Origin of the sequence: Enterobacter sp. Y17 (assembly GCF_019730495.1) — a bacterium.
Taxonomy (GTDB): domain Bacteria; phylum Pseudomonadota; class Gammaproteobacteria; order Enterobacterales; family Enterobacteriaceae; genus Enterobacter; species Enterobacter asburiae_B.
Genome location: NZ_JAASKP010000006.1, coordinates 122786 through 139098, shown reverse-complemented (window position 1 = coordinate 139098; position 16313 = coordinate 122786). Strand labels below are relative to the sequence as shown.

General features: G+C 56.9%; 16 protein-coding genes. 13 read left to right on the top strand and 3 right to left on the bottom strand.

The window, feature by feature from the left end; translation table 11 throughout:
• Positions 1-167 precede the first annotated feature (167 nt).
• Positions 168-1121, top strand: a complete 954-nt coding sequence (locus tag HCH49_RS20040) for a nickel/cobalt transporter (RefSeq protein ID WP_221703285.1) — start codon at positions 168-170, stop codon at positions 1119-1121.
• 33 nt (positions 1122-1154) lie between these two features.
• Here the strand turns inward: HCH49_RS20040 and proP are convergent, their stop codons facing one another.
• The gene (proP, locus tag HCH49_RS20035; protein ID WP_029740241.1) at positions 1155-2657 is read right to left on the bottom strand and encodes a glycine betaine/L-proline transporter ProP; all 1503 of its coding nucleotides are present in this window, start codon (positions 2655-2657) and stop codon (positions 1155-1157) included.
• A 648-nt stretch (positions 2658-3305) separates the two neighbouring features.
• Between proP and kdgT the strand changes: the two genes are divergently transcribed.
• Entirely contained in the window at positions 3306-4298 is a 993-nt protein-coding gene (kdgT, locus tag HCH49_RS20030; RefSeq protein WP_033144443.1) for a 2-keto-3-deoxygluconate transporter, read from the top strand.
• A gap of 44 nt (positions 4299-4342) precedes the next feature.
• Here the strand turns inward: kdgT and HCH49_RS20025 are convergent, their stop codons facing one another.
• Together HCH49_RS20025 and crfC are read right to left on the bottom strand one after the other, a co-directional pair.
• Entirely contained in the window at positions 4343-5218 is an 876-nt protein-coding gene (locus HCH49_RS20025) for a diguanylate cyclase regulator RdcB family protein (RefSeq protein WP_069303543.1), read from the bottom strand.
• Positions 5215-7560, bottom strand: coding sequence for a clamp-binding protein CrfC (gene crfC, locus HCH49_RS20020; protein ID WP_221703284.1), 2346 nt, complete (start codon positions 7558-7560; stop codon positions 5215-5217). Before crfC ends, HCH49_RS20025 begins: the two co-directional genes overlap by 4 nt.
• A 595-nt stretch (positions 7561-8155) precedes the next feature.
• Here crfC and HCH49_RS20015 point away from each other — a divergent pair.
• The 11 genes from HCH49_RS20015 (at position 8156) to phnK (ending at position 16306) form a co-directional block, all read left to right on the top strand.
• Entirely contained in the window at positions 8156-8491 is a 336-nt protein-coding gene (locus HCH49_RS20015; protein WP_023310096.1) for a zinc ribbon domain-containing protein YjdM, read from the top strand.
• An 80-nt stretch (positions 8492-8571) separates the two neighbouring features.
• The gene (yjdN, locus tag HCH49_RS20010; protein ID WP_167818950.1) at positions 8572-9009 is read left to right on the top strand and encodes a VOC family metalloprotein YjdN; all 438 of its coding nucleotides are present in this window, start codon (positions 8572-8574) and stop codon (positions 9007-9009) included.
• Between the two features lie 136 nt (positions 9010-9145).
• Positions 9146-9934: a phosphonate ABC transporter ATP-binding protein gene (phnC, locus tag HCH49_RS20005; RefSeq protein WP_221703283.1), complete on the top strand. Its 789-nt coding sequence runs from the start codon at positions 9146-9148 to the stop codon at positions 9932-9934.
• Between the two features lie 24 nt (positions 9935-9958).
• Positions 9959-10975, top strand: coding sequence for a phosphonate ABC transporter substrate-binding protein (gene phnD / locus HCH49_RS20000; protein ID WP_039262375.1), 1017 nt, complete (start codon positions 9959-9961; stop codon positions 10973-10975).
• 117 nt (positions 10976-11092) lie between these two features.
• Positions 11093-11872, top strand: coding sequence for a phosphonate ABC transporter, permease protein PhnE (gene phnE / locus HCH49_RS19995; RefSeq protein WP_023334213.1), 780 nt, complete (start codon positions 11093-11095; stop codon positions 11870-11872).
• A 20-nt stretch (positions 11873-11892) separates the two neighbouring features.
• Positions 11893-12618, top strand: coding sequence for a phosphonate metabolism transcriptional regulator PhnF (gene phnF, locus HCH49_RS19990; RefSeq protein ID WP_033144438.1), 726 nt, complete (start codon positions 11893-11895; stop codon positions 12616-12618).
• Entirely contained in the window at positions 12619-13071 is a 453-nt protein-coding gene (gene phnG / locus HCH49_RS19985) for a phosphonate C-P lyase system protein PhnG (RefSeq protein ID WP_033144437.1), read from the top strand. It begins immediately after the preceding gene.
• Complete coding sequence (gene phnH, locus HCH49_RS19980; RefSeq protein WP_032662532.1) at positions 13068-13652, top strand: phosphonate C-P lyase system protein PhnH; 585 nt, start codon at positions 13068-13070, stop codon at positions 13650-13652. Before phnG ends, phnH begins: the two co-directional genes overlap by 4 nt.
• Complete coding sequence (locus tag HCH49_RS19975; RefSeq protein WP_221703282.1) at positions 13652-14716, top strand: carbon-phosphorus lyase complex subunit PhnI; 1065 nt, start codon at positions 13652-13654, stop codon at positions 14714-14716. Before phnH ends, HCH49_RS19975 begins: the two co-directional genes overlap by 1 nt.
• Positions 14709-15554, top strand: coding sequence for an alpha-D-ribose 1-methylphosphonate 5-phosphate C-P-lyase PhnJ (phnJ, locus tag HCH49_RS19970; RefSeq protein WP_033144435.1), 846 nt, complete (start codon positions 14709-14711; stop codon positions 15552-15554). The genes HCH49_RS19975 and phnJ overlap by 8 nt, the downstream gene beginning before the upstream one ends.
• Entirely contained in the window at positions 15551-16306 is a 756-nt protein-coding gene (gene phnK, locus HCH49_RS19965; RefSeq protein WP_033144434.1) for a phosphonate C-P lyase system protein PhnK, read from the top strand. The genes phnJ and phnK overlap by 4 nt, the downstream gene beginning before the upstream one ends.
• Positions 16307-16313 lie beyond the last annotated feature (7 nt).

Here is a 16313-nt window from a genome sequence, read left to right as displayed (position 1 = left end):
TCAGAAAAATGACTGACTGCTGCATTCCACAGCAAAACCCCGCCTTATACCTTTTTACACACAGACTTATCCACAATCATGAGCGGTTCGCGATGCGATCCTACGAATTGAGCGGGAAGATCAACTATACTAGCGGCAAATAATCTCCTCTGTGCAGGCCCCCCCTCATGACCACACAACGCCTCGCCCGCGACTGGCGTCTCCCTACCGCAGGTTTGATGCTGCTGGCACTCCTCTTTGCGGGTTTTACCCTGCATGCGCACTGGAACGCTTTTATCCAGTGGTGTCTCGCCACGCAAATTACGCTGCACCGCTATCTGGTGATGTATCTGCTGCAGCTTAATAACCACCAGTACAGCGGCGGATTATGGCTGTTAACGGGGGCTTTCCTTTATGGTGTCCTTCACGCCATCGGACCCGGACACGGAAAGTTCATCGTGACGACCTATCTGACCACCAATAAGGAAACCGAACTGGCCGCCCGGGTTGTCCCCTTCCTGGGTAGCCTGATGCAGGGCGTCAGCGCCATTCTGTTTGTCTTTATTCTGGCGGTGGGGTTTAACCTCGCCTCAGGGGATATCAGCGCCAGCCGCTGGTACGTGGAGAAGATAAGCGCAGTGCTTATTGGCGCATTCGGTGCTTTTGTCATTTATCAGGCGCTGAAGAGCCTGCGCCCGCACAGGATGACTATCTCCGCCATCAAGCCGCTTCATCAGCATGATGAACACTGTGGCTGCGGACATCACGGCGTAGGTACAGACCTGACGCAGGGCGACTGGAAAACCCGTCTGGGCGTGATTCTGGCGATTGGCGCACGTCCGTGCAGCGGGGCGATCATGATTCTGATGTTTTCGAACGCGCTGGGCATTATCACCTGGGGGGTGGCCGCGGTCATGACCATGTCTTTGGGCACCGCACTTTCTATTGTGGGGCTTTCCCTGGCTGTACGTTACGCCCGCGAGCGCACGGTGACCTGGTTCGGAGAAAGCGCCTCATTAAGATGGCTGGTGCCAGCAGTCAAAATAGCCGGAGGGATAGTCCTGATCCTGTTTGCGACGGTGCTGTTCCTGACGGTGATCCCCGTCAGTGCCAATGGCGACTACATCGCTGCCGGATGCTAATAAAAGAAAACCCGCCGTTGGCGGGTTTCTTTATTACTCATTGATGCGTGGATGCTGGTCCACCAGTCGGGAGCGTTTTTTCTGCAGCTCTTCAATCTCTGCGTCAATATCCTCAATCTTCTGCTCTACGTTATCGTAGTGCTCGCGCAGGATCTCTTTCGCTTCCTGGATGTCAGACGCCGCAGGCGTTGCGCCTTTCAGAGGGCGATTCGCCGTCTCCTTCATGGTAAGACCTGTAATCAAACCAATCACCGCAATCACCATCAGGTAATAAGCCGGCATCATCAGGTTCTGCGTGCTCTCGACCAGCGAGGCGGCAAGCGTCGGGGTCAGACCGGCAATCAGCACCGAGATGTTAAAGGCCGCGGCCAGCGCGCTGTAACGAATATGCGTCGGGAACATCGCGGGCAACGTGGAGGCCATCACCCCGATAAAGCAGTTAAGGATCACCGCCAGCATCAGCAGACCGGCAAAAATCAGCCCCAGCACATCACTGTTAATCAGAATGAATGCCGGAATTGCCAGAGCAAACAGCGCAACGCTTCCCAGGATAATGAACGGTCGACGACCAAAACGGTCACTCAACAGGCCCATAATCGGCTGGACAAACAGCATACCCACCATGATGGCGATAATAATCAGCACACCGTGATCTTCCGAGTAGTGCAGGTTATGCGACAGATAGCTCGGCATGTAGGTCAACAGCATGTAGTAGGTCACGTTGGTCGAAATCACCAGACCAATACAGGTCAGCAGGCTGCGCCAGTGCTTAGTGGCAATCTCTTTGAACGACACCTTCGGACCATCCTGCAGCCCTTCGCGGTCACCCTGTTCCAGTTTTTCGACGTGCTGCTGGAAAGCAGGCGTCTCTTCCAGCGCATGACGCAGGTAAAGACCAATTATCCCCAGCGGCAATGCCAGGAAGAACGGGATACGCCAGCCCCAGTCGAGGAAGTTATCTTCGCCCACCACGGTTGAAATCAGTACCACTACGCCCGCGCCCATGACAAACCCGGCAATCGAGCCGAAGTCCAGCCAGCTCCCCATAAATCCGCGCTTACGGTCCGGGGAATACTCGGCGACGAAGATCGAGGCACCGGTATATTCACCGCCGACGGAGAAGCCCTGCGCCATCTTACAAATCAGCAGGAGAATCGGTGCCCAAATGCCGATGGTGGCGTAAGACGGTATAAGGCCGATACAGAATGTACTGATCGACATAATGACGATGGTGATGGCCAGGATCTTCTGACGACCATATTTATCGCCGAGCATACCGAAGAACAGACCACCCAGCGGGCGAATCAGGAAGGGAACGGAGAACGTACCCAGCGCGGCAATCATCTGCAGGCTGGGATCGGCCCCGGGGAAAAACACTTTACCTAACGCATAGGCCACAAAGCCGTAGACACCAAAATCGAACCATTCCATCGCATTACCGAGCGAGGCTGCGGTAATGGCTTTACGCAGCTTTGCGTCATCAATAATGGTGACGTCGCGAAGCGTGATGGGTTTAATCTTTTTCCTTCTTAGCATAGCTATCCTCGTTGACTCGGCCCTGTCTGTTTCACAGTTCAGTTAGCGTTCTGTGAACCATGGGATCCGCTCCATGCGAATCGCCTTATTCAAGCGTAGCAGGTTTACTTACATTGACGTTTTACGTCGATACAACCGAACCTGTTGACGCCTGCCTGGGCAGTTAATGACCTTTTTACCCTACCAGCGTTTATATTTGTGATCAACTTCACACATATTTTCGCGTCTCGTCAACTCAGTCCAATTTTTGTCAAGGAGTGCCAATAAGCACATCCTTACCCCACCTAAAGAACATCCTCCCGCACGTCATTATTTCTTTCGTAACAGAAAAACAAACCACGTTAATTCACATCAGGTTTACATAAATTTTCATCAGCAGGAACCGGCCTCAAGTTTTACATTGAATATGTGATAAAGATAACTAAAACGATGTTTTATTTTCATTGAATCAATATTCCAATGATCGCATCATAAATCCGAATTCAGCGTTTTACGTGTTTAAGGAAAAGGTTAATTGAGAGCACGCATTTAATTTTGTTGCAGGGCTTTCGAAAAAACACCACAAGCAATACGAGCAATCAATTGAATTTATTGACTAATTTTTAACACCTATCCCCCGGACTGCGGGATCCGATGTGAGGTTTGTCTATGAAGATTAAAGCCACGATAGAACGTATACCCGGCGGCATGATGCTGGTTCCGCTGGTACTGGGCGCGATCCTGAATACCCTTGCTCCCAATACCGGAGCTTATTTTGGCGGTTTCACAAAAGGCATGATAACAGGCACGGTTCCCATTCTTGCCGTCTGGTTTTTTTGTATCGGCGCATCGATTAATTTACGGGCAACGGGGACAGTATTACGGAAATCCGGCACGCTGGTGATCACCAAAATAGCGGTAGCCTGGGCGGTGGCAATGATATGCGCGATGTTCATTCCGGAGAATGGAATTCAGACCGGGTTCTTTGCGGGTTTATCGGTCCTGGCGATCGTCTCGGCGATGGATATGACCAACGGCGGATTGTACGCCAGCCTGATGAATCAGTACGGGACGAAAGAAGAGTCCGGCGCATTTGTGTTGATGTCTCTGGAGTCCGGCCCATTGATGACGATGCTGATCCTGGGGTCTGCTGGCCTGGCCTCGTTTGAACCCCACCACTTTGTCGGCGCGATCCTGCCCTTCCTGGTCGGTTTCGCCCTTGGCAATCTCGATCGCGATCTGCGTGATTTCTTCAGCAAAGCCACGCCGGTGCTGATCCCGTTCTTCGGTTTCGCACTGGGGAACACCATCAACCTGAAGGTCATTCTCGATACCGGCCTGCTGGGCATTGTGCTGGGTGTCGCCGTGATCGTCATCACCGGTATTCCGCTGATTATTGCTGACCGCGTCATCGGAGGAGGAAACGGCACGGCCGGCGTCGCCGCCTCTTCAGCCGCCGGTGCTGCAGTCGCAAACCCGGTGATTATCGCCCAAATTAACCCGGCCTTCGAACCGGTCGCCGCTTCAGCAACGGCGCTGGTTGCCGCGAGCGTGATCGTCACCGCGATTCTGGTCCCCATCATCACGGCGCTGTATGCGAAACGCTACGGGAATATGCAAGAGACCCTGCCTGAACCGAAGCCGATAGAAATGAATCATTAACACACCGCACCGTTCCCTCTCCCAATGGGGAGAGGGGGAGAGATTTAGCCAAAAATCTCTTCCACCATCCCGTCCACCAGCCGTTTTGCCGAACAGAGCCTCGGCATGCCCAGAGCGACGGTCTGCCAGTTTTGCGTCACTGACCAGCTCACCGGATGTTGATCCGCCTGACACCAGTCCCCCAGCCACCCCAGCATGTCTTTATGATCGATTAACCCCGGAGAGGCTGGCGTTGTCAGCCACTGGTGATAGAAATGGCGGGTCGTGGGTGACGCATTGATGCCCTGTGCCAGATAGTTAGACGCCATGCTGCGCAGGTTATCCTTAAGCATTGCCGCCACATCTTCATTCGCGAGGCGGCATGCGTCACCAAATGCCCCCCAGCGCAGCTCTTCCAGGACGATAAAACAGCGCCCGGCCAGCGACCAGCCATCATAATGCCCGGCCCGCCAGCGGGTAAAAATCTGCTCGCTATGCTCACCCGCCTGCACCGTCAGCCCGCGCTGGGTTAGCGCCTTCTCTTTATAGGCGGCGCGTTGGGTAAAATGAGAAGCGAGTTCAGCGTACTGCTGCATCAGACCGGGGGACTGCTGGGCGCGCGGGTGCGTCTGCTGGCGCAAAGCAATCAGTTTCTCTGCCATCAGAGTCAGCGCGAGATGACCCGGGTCAAGCATGCCGGCCAGTTTTTCCGCCAGCCCCAGGCGCAGCGCCGCATTTTCATTGAGCATACCCGCCATCGCCCAGGGGCGCAGCCGGGTATGCGTCATGATTTCCTGAGTCAAACGCTCACGAAACTGAAGCTGTTGTGGTCCCAGGTGAGGATGACGCGCCGCGTCCACTCCCTGAACCAGATCGACCATAAATTTTGGATTAATACACTCCAGCGTTCGCCCGGGGCCGTCCAGTAGTGGTGTTGTCATGGTTGCTCTGCCGCGAATAGAGTTTGAATATCATCGCGTAACAGTCGGGTATCTTCCTGTATCCACGCCGCAGTCGTAATACTTTGCTTCAACAGCTGGCAGAGCGCTCGGGTTGAATGCTCATTCTGTTGACGCACTGCGAGGCTATCACGCAAGCTTTCCTGTAACCCGGTCAGGCACAGCGAGAATTCTGCAAAGAACGTCGCCATTCCTGCCGTAACAGAGACATCGACCTGTGCGGACAAAGCTTTACGTATTTGTTCACAAAACAGCTCAATATGTTGCTTAAATTTGTCATGTAGCTGCGCAATATCGATAACATATCGCGTGCGCGTTTCCACATACTCATCCCAGCCCCAGCCCGGATTATTGAGCCAGCGAGAGACCGTTTCTCGCATGCTGCTCCCGCCTGATGACGGGCCTGCCTGGCTGTCATCCTGCGCTATCGCGTCGTTAAACAGCGTCCGCGTATTGAAGTTGAGCTGGTGAGCCTGAAACGCCGGGAAACTGATTCGCGCCCGAAAACCCGCATGGCTCAGATGCTCTTTAATACGCGTTTCGATGGGGCGCATGGCTTCGTTCAGGGAACGCGCCAGCGTAGATTCAAGCTGGTCGAAGCGTAACGCCAGCTCCCGGCAGATTTTCGTCTGTGCATCCAGCATCACCAGTTCGCAGGAGGAGCGAATTTTACTCAGCGCGATCTGCGCCTGCCCTTCATCGTCCAGAACCAGCTGCTTCAGCTCGTCACCGTGAGGGTTCTGCCGATCGATGCCTGCTAAATCAAGAATATGCTGAGCGCTGAACACCTCGCCAATCGCCTGGTTAAGCGCGGTTTTTTGCGCTCCCATAAAGTCCGCGGTGGCGTTCAGCGCCTCCTCAACTTCATGTTTCACCTCATCGCTCACCACGCTCTGACGCGTCTGGAGAAGCGCCATGTCCTCTTCCAGACGTGCGATATTCAGTTCCAGAGCCTCAAAGGCAACCGTCAGCCCCTGATAGCGGAAGTCGAGGTACTCCCGGGCATTTTGTGCGTAGTTGAGCAGCTTATGCGAGGCCGAACGCAGCGCGTAAAGCGAGGCATTGGCATAGGCGGCGTAAATCAGTTTGCGTATCGGTTGTTCGAAAAGCGAATCTTCCCAGAGCAAATCGGCAGCATGACGAATATGGTCTATATCGTCCAGGTCCGCCGTACGCCAGCGTCGCCCAAGCGCCGCTTCGGCAAAGTCCTGCACCCAGGGTTGCTCCTGATGATCCGGCAGTTGTCCGTGGGTACTCATCTCGTAGCGAGCGCGGTTCGCCAGATAGGCCCACATGGACGAAACGGGGTAGATCTGGCCAGGCGAAATATTGCCTTTCATTAAGGTGCCGGAGATCATCGCCCGGATCTGCTCTTCATCGTCGCTATTGCGATCTTTCTGATCGAATTTATTGACCAGCGCATACAGCGGCACGGATTTTCCCGCCGCGGAAATAGCCTGGCGGACTTCTTCATCAGAGATGGATTTAAGCTGGGTATAATCCATCACGGCCAGCACCGCCGACGCGCGGGACAACTGCTCGCTGAGCATTTTTTGCAGGTGCGGCTGTCCGGCCTCATTCGGTCCGGGCGTATCGAGCAGCGTCAGCTGTCCGAGGTGAGCATCAAGACCCGCAAGATGCACGAACTCCACTTCAATCACCGGAATATGTTCGATAGCCGCATACTCAGAGAACGGAAACTCCACCCCTAACGCCTGGGAAAGCCTCACCAGATCGTTGAGGCTTTTCAGACAATGAAATATCGGCTGCGCGCCCAGGTGATGCTTCTCAAAAGCCTCTCCTTTTTCAATGCGCTCCAGCAGCGTATTCATGTCTTTATCAATTTCCAGATGCTGGGCCAGCTTTCCGCGATCGTAATCGCATAGCTTTTTCTGAAGCAGTTGAATCAATTCATCAATGGGCGAGGCATGTGAGAAATGCAGCACCGGCTCCTTCTGACCCGGCGTGTGGCGAATCAGAGTAGGAAGCGCCGTCATCGGACGATTGCGGTTCGGCAACACTTCGGTCCCCACAATCGCATTAATGGTGGTCGATTTCCCCGCTTTCATAGTGCCAACAATAGCCAGGACCATTTCCAGCCGGGTTATTTTTCGTAATTCATTATTCAGCATCGCCTGCTGCGCTTCGACACCGCGCGCGCTAAAATGCAAAGGTAAAACGTTGTTCTTTTCACCCGTAATAGCAGCCGCGGTGCTCTCCAGCATAGCAGTCGGCATTGATTTCAACGTATCAAGGTTTTGCCGGGCGAGCTGTAGCAAACGCTCAGCTTCCTGGCTTAATTCAAAAATGGTCTGTGTGTGCATGATAAAAGCCTTTCCTTAACGCAAATTTATTACTTTTATTAAGCCACTGGTATTAATTATGTTGTTCAGGCTTATATGATCACGTGTGGAAAACATGTCCGCCGAAATATAACTGATTGATGATAATCAGAAATAATTCGCTATCCTTGCATGGCGTGTATAGCTCCCCTCCTGGCCTGACGGCCAAAGGAAAAAAGCGTAGCCCAATTTTAAGAAACTTCAGGATATATCATCATTATTTACCCACCTAAAAAGAGAGGTAATACGCCCCTGCCAAAAGATATGGATGGCAGCGAAGTCAGGAGATAAATAACAATGTGTCGCTTCACCTTATCCGAAATGAAGGAGCGTAGCAATTTGCTGCAATAAAATATTCGATATATTTAGCGTCATTTCTTCCCAACGTGTTAATGAAGTAAGCATCTCTTAACTGACTGACAGGAAGTGTCACTCCCGATACGCTTTTTGCATTTTTTTAATTCATAATGTCACCGACAAACGTGTGGATTTGCGCTATACTTGCCGCCTTTTTCGGCACGCTGCCGTCATTTAGCTGGCACTTTCCAGCGCGTTTACACTTTTTGAGGATACCGATATGTCACTCCCACACTGCCCAAAATGCAATTCTGAATACACCTATGAAGATAATGGCATGTTCATCTGCCCGGAATGCGCTCACGAATGGAACGATGCCGAACCATCACACGATGCTGATGCACTTGTCGTAAAAGATGCGAACGGCAATTTGCTGGCGGACGGCGACAGCGTAACCGTGATTAAAGATCTAAAAGTGAAAGGCAGTTCTTCCATGCTGAAGATCGGCACCAAAGTGAAGAATATCCGTCTGGTTGAAGGCGATCATAATATCGACTGCAAAATTGACGGCTTCGGTCCGATGAAGCTGAAATCAGAGTTCGTGAAAAAGAACTGATTTACCCGCCCGGTGGCACTTCGCTTACCGGGTTTTCGGGAACTACACTTAACGGGCTTTTCTTACGTGAGGTAAAGATTATGCCGTTAAGTCCCTACATCTCTTTTGCCGGCAACTGTGCAGAAGCCACTTCTTTCTACCAGCAAGCCGTCGGCGCAGAGCTTCTCTATAAAATCACCTTCGGCGAAATGCCAAAAAGCGATAACAGCGAAGAAGGCTGTCCGTCCGGTATGCAATTTCCGGATTCGGCTATCGCTCACTCCAACGTCCGCATTGCGGGCAGCGATATCATGATGAGCGACGGGATGCCGCCGGGCAGCAACGCGCAGTACGCGGGCTTCACGCTGGTTCTCGACACCCAGGACGTTAATGAAGGCAAACGCTGGTTCAACAACCTCGCCGCGGGCGGGAATATCGACATGGCCTGGCAGGAAACCTTCTGGGCACACGGTTTCGGTAAAGTCACCGATAAATACGGCGTGCCGTGGATGATTAACGTCGTTAAGCAGCAGCACTAATTTTCGGGCGGTGGGCGCTCTGCCTCCGCCTGTCATCAAACTCCGCTCAACTCTTCAAACTCCCGCAACCCAGACTTAACCCAAATGTCACATTGATGCGCCAGCATGAGGCCACATTTATCGTGAGGCCCAGCACATGCAAACCGTCATCCGCGTCGAGAAACTGAGCAAGACCTTCCATCACAATAAGGCTCTGCATGCCGTTGATCTGACCATCCAGCAGGGCGAAATGGTGGCGCTGCTGGGGCCATCCGGTTCCGGTAAATCCACCCTTCTGCGTCATTTAAGCGGTCTTATCACCTGCGATAAAACGCCGGAAAGCCACGTCGAGCTGCTGGGCAATACCGTGCAGCGCGCGGGGCGTCTCGCCAGTGATATCCGCAAGAGCCGCGCCCAGACGGGCTACATCTTCCAGCAGTTCAACCTGGTGAACCGCCTGACGGTGCTGGAGAACGTGCTGATTGGCGCGCTCGGCAGCACCCCGTTCTGGCGCACCTGTCTGCGCTGGTTCTCCCCTTCGCAGAAGCAGGAAGCCTTGCAGGCTCTGACCCGCGTCGGCATGGCGCATTTTGCCCACCAGCGCGTCTCCACCCTGTCCGGTGGGCAACAGCAGCGCGTGGCGATTGCGCGCGCGCTGATGCAGAAAGCGCAAATCATTCTTGCAGACGAACCCATTGCCTCGCTGGACCCGGAGTCCGCCCGCATCGTGATGGAAACCCTGCGCGACATTAACCAGAACGACGGCATCACCGTAGTGGTCACGCTGCATCAGGTGGATTACGCCCTGCGCTACTGCGAACGCATTGTCGCCCTGCGTCAGGGACATGTGTTCTTTGATGGCGCGAGCCATCAGTTTGATAACGAACGTTTTGACCATCTCTACCGCAGCATTAACCGCGTCGAAGAGAACGCGCAGGCTGCTTAATTAAACCCGATCCGAGGAAAGTACATGAGCTACAAAGCCGTTGCCGCGCTGGCCTTTACCAGCATGTTCAGCCTCAGCACCCTGTTAAGCCCGGCGTATGCACAAGAGCAGGAAAAAGCGCTGAACTTCGGCATTATTTCGACGGAATCACAGCAGAACCTGAAGCCTCAGTGGGAACCGTTCCTGAAAGATATGGAAAATAAGCTGGGGATCAAAGTGAACGCCTTCTTCGCCCCGGACTACGCGGGCATCATCCAGGGGATGCGCTTTAATAAAGTGGACATCGCCTGGTACGGCAACCTCTCCGCCATGGAAGCGGTGGACCGCGCGAACGGCCAGGTCTTTGCCCAGACCGTCGCGGCAGATGGCTCCCCGGGCTACTGGAGCGTGCTGATCGTCAACAAAGACAGCCCGATCAACAACCTCAACGACATGCTCGCCAAACGCAAAGAGCTGACCTTCGGAAACGGCGACCCGAACTCGACCTCCGGCTACCTTGTCCCTGGCTACTACGTCTTCGCCAAAAACAACGCCTCCGCCAGCGACTTCAAACGCACGGTGAACGCCAGCCACGAAACCAACGCCCTGGCCGTGGCCAACAAGCAGGTGGACGTTGCTACCAACAACACCGAGAACCTCGACAAGCTGAAAACCTCAGCGCCGGACAAGCTGAAAGAGATCAAGGTTATCTGGAAATCGCCGCTGATCCCGGGCGACCCAATCGTCTGGCGTAAAAATCTCTCCGAGAGCACCAAGGACAAGGTGTACGACTTCTTCATGACCTATGGCAAAACGCCGGAAGAGAAAGCGGTCCTGGCGCGTCTGGGCTGGGCACCGTTCCGCCCGTCAAGCGACCTGCAGCTGGTCCCGATTCGCCAGCTGGCGCTGTTTAAAGAGATGCAGGGCGTGAAGGACAACAAAGGGCTGAAGGACGAGGAGAAGACCAGCAAAGTGGCCGCAATTGAAGCCCAGCTGGAAGACCTCGACCGCCTGACCGCCGCGCTCGGTGCGATGACGAGCGTGAATAAAGCGGTGCAGTAGTGCCTTTCTCCCTCTCCCAGTGGGAGAGGGCCGGGGTGAGGGCATCAGCGCGCACATTTCCCCCTCACCCTAACCCTCTCCCTCAAGGGAGAGGGGACTAAACCCAAAGGAGCCAACATGCAAACCATCACCCTCCCGCCGCCGAAGCGCAGCTGGTTCTCGCTCATAAGCTGGGCCATCCTGCTGGCGGTGCTGGTTATCTCCTGGAAGGGCGCGGAAATGGATCCGCTGCTGCTCTTCAAAGACGCGGGCAACATGGCGACTTTCGCCGCCGACTTCTTCCCGCCGGACTTCAGCCAGTGGCAGGATTACCTCAGCGAAATGGCGGTCACCCTGCAAATCGCCGTCTGGGGCACCGCCCTTGCCGTCGTTCTCTCCATTCCCTTTGGCCTGATGAGCGCCGAAAACATCGTGCCGTGGTGGGTATACCAGCCGATGCGTCGCCTGATGGACGCCTGTCGCGCCATCAATGAAATGGTCTTTGCGATGCTGTTCGTGGTCGCCGTTGGCCTGGGTCCGTTCGCCGGCGTGATGGCGCTGTTCATCCACACCACCGGCGTGCTTTCCAAGCTGCTCTCCGAAGCGGTCGAAGCCATCGAGCCCGGCCCGGTGGAAGGCATCCGCGCAACGGGCGCCAACAAAATCGAAGAGATCCTGTACGGCGTCCTGCCGCAGGTTATGCCGCTCCTGATCTCCTACTCCCTGTACCGCTTTGAGTCCAACGTCCGCTCCGCGACGGTGGTCGGCATGGTGGGCGCAGGCGGGATTGGCGTCACCCTGTGGGAAGCGATTCGCGGTTTCCAGTTCCAGCAAACCTGCGCCCTGATGGTGCTCATCATCGTCACCGTCAGCCTGCTGGATTTCCTCTCTCAACGTTTGCGTAAGCACTTCATCTGAGAAGCGAGGCTTTGTTTTCTATGCACTTATCCAGACATCCGACCAGTTATCCCACCCGCTGGCAAGAGATTGCGGCAAAGCTCGAAGTGGAGCTGCGCACACACTACCGCTGCGGGGACTACCTGCCCGCCGAGCAGCAGCTTGCCGACCGCTATGAAGTGAACCGCCACACCCTGCGTCGCGCCATTGACCAGCTGGTCGAGCGCGGCTGGGTCCAGCGCCGTCAGGGCGTGGGCGTGCTGGTGCTGATGCGCCCGTTCGACTACCCGCTAAACGCCCAGGCGCGCTTTAGCCAGAACCTGCTGGATCAGGGCAGCCACCCGACCAGCGAAAAGCTGCTCTCGGTACTGCGTCCGGCCTCCAGCCACGTGGCGGACGCGCTGGGCATTCAGGAGGGCGACGATGTCATTCACCTGCGTACCCTGCGTCGCGTTAACGGCGTGGCGGTATGCCAGATAGACCATTACTTTGCGGACCTCGCCCTCTGGCACGTGCTCCAGCATTTCTCCAGCGGCTCGCTGCATGATTTTCTTAAGGATGCGACCGGCATTGCGCTCAAGCGCACCCAGACGCGCATCAGCGCCCGTCGCGCGCAGGCGAAAGAGAGCAAAGTGCTCGAAATCCCCAATATGGCCCCGCTGCTCTGCGTGCGCACCCTCAACCACCGTGACGGCGAGATCAACGCGACGGAATACTCCGTCAGCCTGACCCGCGCCGACATGATCGAATTCACCATGGAGCACTGAATGCACTTCGACACCGCCACCCGACAGCGCTGGATGCGCGTGCTGGCCCATAGCCAGCCTGCTGCGCTGGCTGCCCGCATGAACGCGCTCAGCCTGACGCCAGACTACGACACCCTTCGCGCCCCGGAGATCGGCCTCGTTCAGATCCAGGCGCGCATGGGCGGCACCGGAGAACGCTTTTTCGCCGGAGACGCCACCCTCACCCGCGCGGCAATCCGCCTGAACAGCGGCACGCTGGGCTACAGCTACGTGCTGGGGCGCGACAAAGCGCACGCCGAGCGCTGCGCGGTGATCGACGCGCTTTTACAAGAACAACCCTATTTCCAGACGTTAATGGAAACCCTTATTGCCCCGCTGGAAGCCGACCGCGCCGCGCGCATTGCCGCACGTCAGGCCGAAGTGAACACCAGCCGGGTCGACTTCTTTACGCTCGTTCGCGGAGACAACGCATGACGCTTCAACCTGCTTTTACCCTGGCCGTCCAGGATGCCCAACACAGTTTTCGTCGCCTGCTGAAAGCGATGAGCGAGCCGGGCGTGATCGTCTCGCTGCACCAGCTCTCCCAGGGCTGGCTGCCGCTGAACCTGGCGACCACCAGCGTGCTGCTGACGCTTGCCGACAACGACACACCGGTGTGGCTTTCGGGCGCGCTGTCGAACGATATCGCCAGCCAGAACCTGCGTTTTCACACCAGCGCTCCGCTGGTCGATCAGCCCCAGCAGGCGGTTTTTGCCGTGGCTGACGAGCAAATCAGCCATGAGCAATTGAACGCCCTGAGCGAAGGCAGCGCCGTCGCCCCGGAGACCAGCGCCACGCTGATCCTGCAGGTCTCCAGCCTGAGCGGCGGCCGCATGCTGCGCCTTACGGGGGCAGGCATCGCCGACGAGCGCATGGTCGCGCCGCAGCTGCCGGAGTGCATCATTCACGAGCTGACCGAGCGCCCGCACCCGTTCCCGCTGGGCATTGACCTGATCCTGACCTGCGGCGAGCGCCTGCTGGCAATCCCGCGGACCACCCACGTGGAGGTGTGCTGATGTACGTTGCCGTCAAAGGGGGCGAGAAGGCCATCGCCGCCGCCCATGCGCTACAGGCGCACAGACGACGGGGCGATGAACGGCTTCCCGAGCTGAGCGTCGCCCAGATTGAACAGCAGCTAAACCTCGCCGTCGACCGCGTGATGACCGAGGGCGGCATCGCCGACCGCGAGCTGGCGGCGCTGGCCCTGAAGCAGGCCAGCGGCGACAACGTGGAAGCCATCTTCCTGCTGCGCGCCTACCGCACCACGCTCGCGAAACTGGCAGTCAGCGAGCCGGTGAATACGGCGGAGATGCGCCTGGAACGCCGCATTTCTGCCGTTTATAAAGACATCCCCGGCGGCCAGCTGCTTGGCCCCACCTACGACTACACCCACCGCCTGCTGGATTTTACCCTGTTGGCGAACGGCGAATCGCCGCAGCTCAGCACCTCCGACGCCGAACAGGAACCGTCTCCGCACGTCTTCAGCCTGCTGGCAAAACAGGGCCTGGCGAAGACGGAAGAAGATTCAGGCGCGCAGCCGGATGACATCACCCGCACGCCGCCGGTTTACCCGTGCTCGCGCTCGTCCCGCCTGCAGCAGCTGATGCGCGGCGACGAAGGCTATCTGCTGGCGCTGGCCTACTCCACCCAGCGCGGCTACGGGCGCAACCACCCGTTTGCGGCCGAAATTCGCAGTGGCTATATCGACATTGAAATCGTACCGGAAGAGCTGGGTTTTGCGGTGAACGTCGGCGAACTGCTAATGACCGAGTGTGAAATGGTGAACGGTTTCGTCGCCCCGGAAGACGAAGACCCGCACTTTACCCGCGGCTACGGGCTGGTGTTCGGCCTCGGCGAGCGCAAGGCCATGGCCATGGCGCTGGTCGACCGCGCCCTGCAGGCACCGGACTACGGCGAGCACGTTGCAGGCCCGGCGCAGGACGAAGAGTTTGTGCTGGCCCACGCGGATAACGTTGAGGCCGCTGGCTTCGTCTCGCACCTCAAGCTGCCGCACTACGTCGATTTCCAGGCCGAACTGGAACTGCTGAAACGCCTGCAACGGGAGCGCAAAAATGGCTAACTTAAGCGGCTACAACTTTGCCTATCTGGATGAGCAAACCAAACGCATGATCCGCCGCGCCATCTTAAAAGCGGTGGCCATTCCGGGCTATCAGGTGCCGTTCGGCGGCCGCGAAATGCCGATGCCCTACGGCTGGGGCACGGGCGGTATTCAGATCACCGCCAGCGTGATCGGCGAGGCTGACGTGCTGAAGGTCATCGATCAGGGCGCCGACGACACCACCAACGCCGTGTCGATCCGCAGCTTCTTCCAGCGCGTCACCGGCGTCAATACCACCGAAAAAACCGAAGACGCGACGCTGATCCAGACCCGTCACCGCATCCCCGAAACCCCACTGACGGAAGATCAGATTTTAATTTTCCAGGTGCCGATCCCGGAGCCGCTGCGCTTTATCGAGCCGCGCGAAACGGAAACCCGCACCATGCACGCGCTGGAAGAGTACGGCGTCATGCAGGTGAAGCTGTATGAGGATATCGCCCGCTTCGGCCATATCGCCACCACCTACGCCTACCCGGTGAAGGTGAACGGGCGCTACGTGATGGACCCGTCGCCAATCCCAAAATTCGATAACCCGAAGATGGACATGATGCCCGCCCTGCAGCTTTTCGGCGCCGGGCGCGAGAAACGCATCTACGCCGTTCCGCCTTACACGCGCGTGGAAAGCCTGGATTTCGACGATCACCCGTTTACGGTGCAGGAGTGGGACGAGCCGTGCGCCATCTGCGGATCCAAACACAGCTATCTGGACGAGGTGGTGCTGGACGACACGGGCAAACGGATGTTTGTCTGCTCCGACACCGATTACTGCCGCCAACAGAGCGAGGCGAATAGCCAATGAAACCGCTGCTTTCGGTTAATAACCTGACTCACCTGTATGCGCCGGGCAAAGGCTTTAGCGACGTGTCGTTCGAGCTGTGGCCGGGCGAAGTGCTGGGGATCGTCGGCGAGTCCGGCTCCGGCAAAACCACCCTGCTGAAGTCTATCTCCGCGCGCCTGACGCCGCAGAACGGCGACATTTTGTATGAGGGCGCCTCGCTGTACGGCATGAGCGAGGCCGGGCGCCGTCGCCTGCTGCGCACCGAGTGGGGCGTGGTGCATCAGCACCCGATGGACGGCCTGCGCCGTCAGGTCTCTGCCGGGGGCAACATCGGCGAACGCCTGATGGCTACCGGCGCGCGCCACTACGGCAACATCCGCGCTACCGCCCAGCACTGGCTGGAAGAGGTGGAAATCCCCGCCTCGCGCATCGACGACCTGCCGACGACCTTCTCCGGCGGGATGCAGCAGCGCCTGCAGATTGCCCGCAACCTGGTCACCCATCCGAAGCTGGTGTTTATGGATGAACCCACCGGCGGGCTGGACGTCTCCGTGCAGGCGCGCCTGCTCGACCTGCTGCGCGGTCTGGTGGTGGAGCTGAACCTCGCGGTGGTGATTGTCACCCACGATTTAGGCGTTGCGCGCCTGCTTGCGGACCGTCTGCTGGTGATGAAGCAGGGCCAGGTGGTGGAAAGTGGGTTAACCGACCGGGTGCTCGACGATCCACACCATCCGTACACTCAGCTGCTGGTGTCGTCCGTATTGCAGAATTAAGAGGCCA

Bases quoted from the DNA above. Each gene is read 5' to 3' on its own strand.
- HCH49_RS20040 (WP_221703285.1), top strand. From the start codon at position 168: ATGACCACACAACGCCTCGCCCGCGACTGGCGTCTCCCTACCGCAGGT.
- proP (WP_029740241.1), bottom strand. From the start codon at position 2,657: ATGCTAAGAAGGAAAAAGATTAAACCCATCACGCTTCGCGACGTCACC.
- kdgT (WP_033144443.1), top strand. From the start codon at position 3,306: ATGAAGATTAAAGCCACGATAGAACGTATACCCGGCGGCATGATGCTG.
- HCH49_RS20025 (WP_069303543.1), bottom strand. From the start codon at position 5,218: ATGACAACACCACTACTGGACGGCCCCGGGCGAACGCTGGAGTGTATT.
- crfC (WP_221703284.1), bottom strand. From the start codon at position 7,560: ATGCACACACAGACCATTTTTGAATTAAGCCAGGAAGCTGAGCGTTTG.
- HCH49_RS20015 (WP_023310096.1), top strand. From the start codon at position 8,156: ATGTCACTCCCACACTGCCCAAAATGCAATTCTGAATACACCTATGAA.
- yjdN (WP_167818950.1), top strand. From the start codon at position 8,572: ATGCCGTTAAGTCCCTACATCTCTTTTGCCGGCAACTGTGCAGAAGCC.
- phnC (WP_221703283.1), top strand. From the start codon at position 9,146: ATGCAAACCGTCATCCGCGTCGAGAAACTGAGCAAGACCTTCCATCAC.
- phnD (WP_039262375.1), top strand. From the start codon at position 9,959: ATGAGCTACAAAGCCGTTGCCGCGCTGGCCTTTACCAGCATGTTCAGC.
- phnE (WP_023334213.1), top strand. From the start codon at position 11,093: ATGCAAACCATCACCCTCCCGCCGCCGAAGCGCAGCTGGTTCTCGCTC.
- phnF (WP_033144438.1), top strand. From the start codon at position 11,893: ATGCACTTATCCAGACATCCGACCAGTTATCCCACCCGCTGGCAAGAG.
- phnG (WP_033144437.1), top strand. From the start codon at position 12,619: ATGCACTTCGACACCGCCACCCGACAGCGCTGGATGCGCGTGCTGGCC.
- phnH (WP_032662532.1), top strand. From the start codon at position 13,068: ATGACGCTTCAACCTGCTTTTACCCTGGCCGTCCAGGATGCCCAACAC.
- HCH49_RS19975 (WP_221703282.1), top strand. From the start codon at position 13,652: ATGTACGTTGCCGTCAAAGGGGGCGAGAAGGCCATCGCCGCCGCCCAT.
- phnJ (WP_033144435.1), top strand. From the start codon at position 14,709: ATGGCTAACTTAAGCGGCTACAACTTTGCCTATCTGGATGAGCAAACC.
- phnK (WP_033144434.1), top strand. From the start codon at position 15,551: ATGAAACCGCTGCTTTCGGTTAATAACCTGACTCACCTGTATGCGCCG.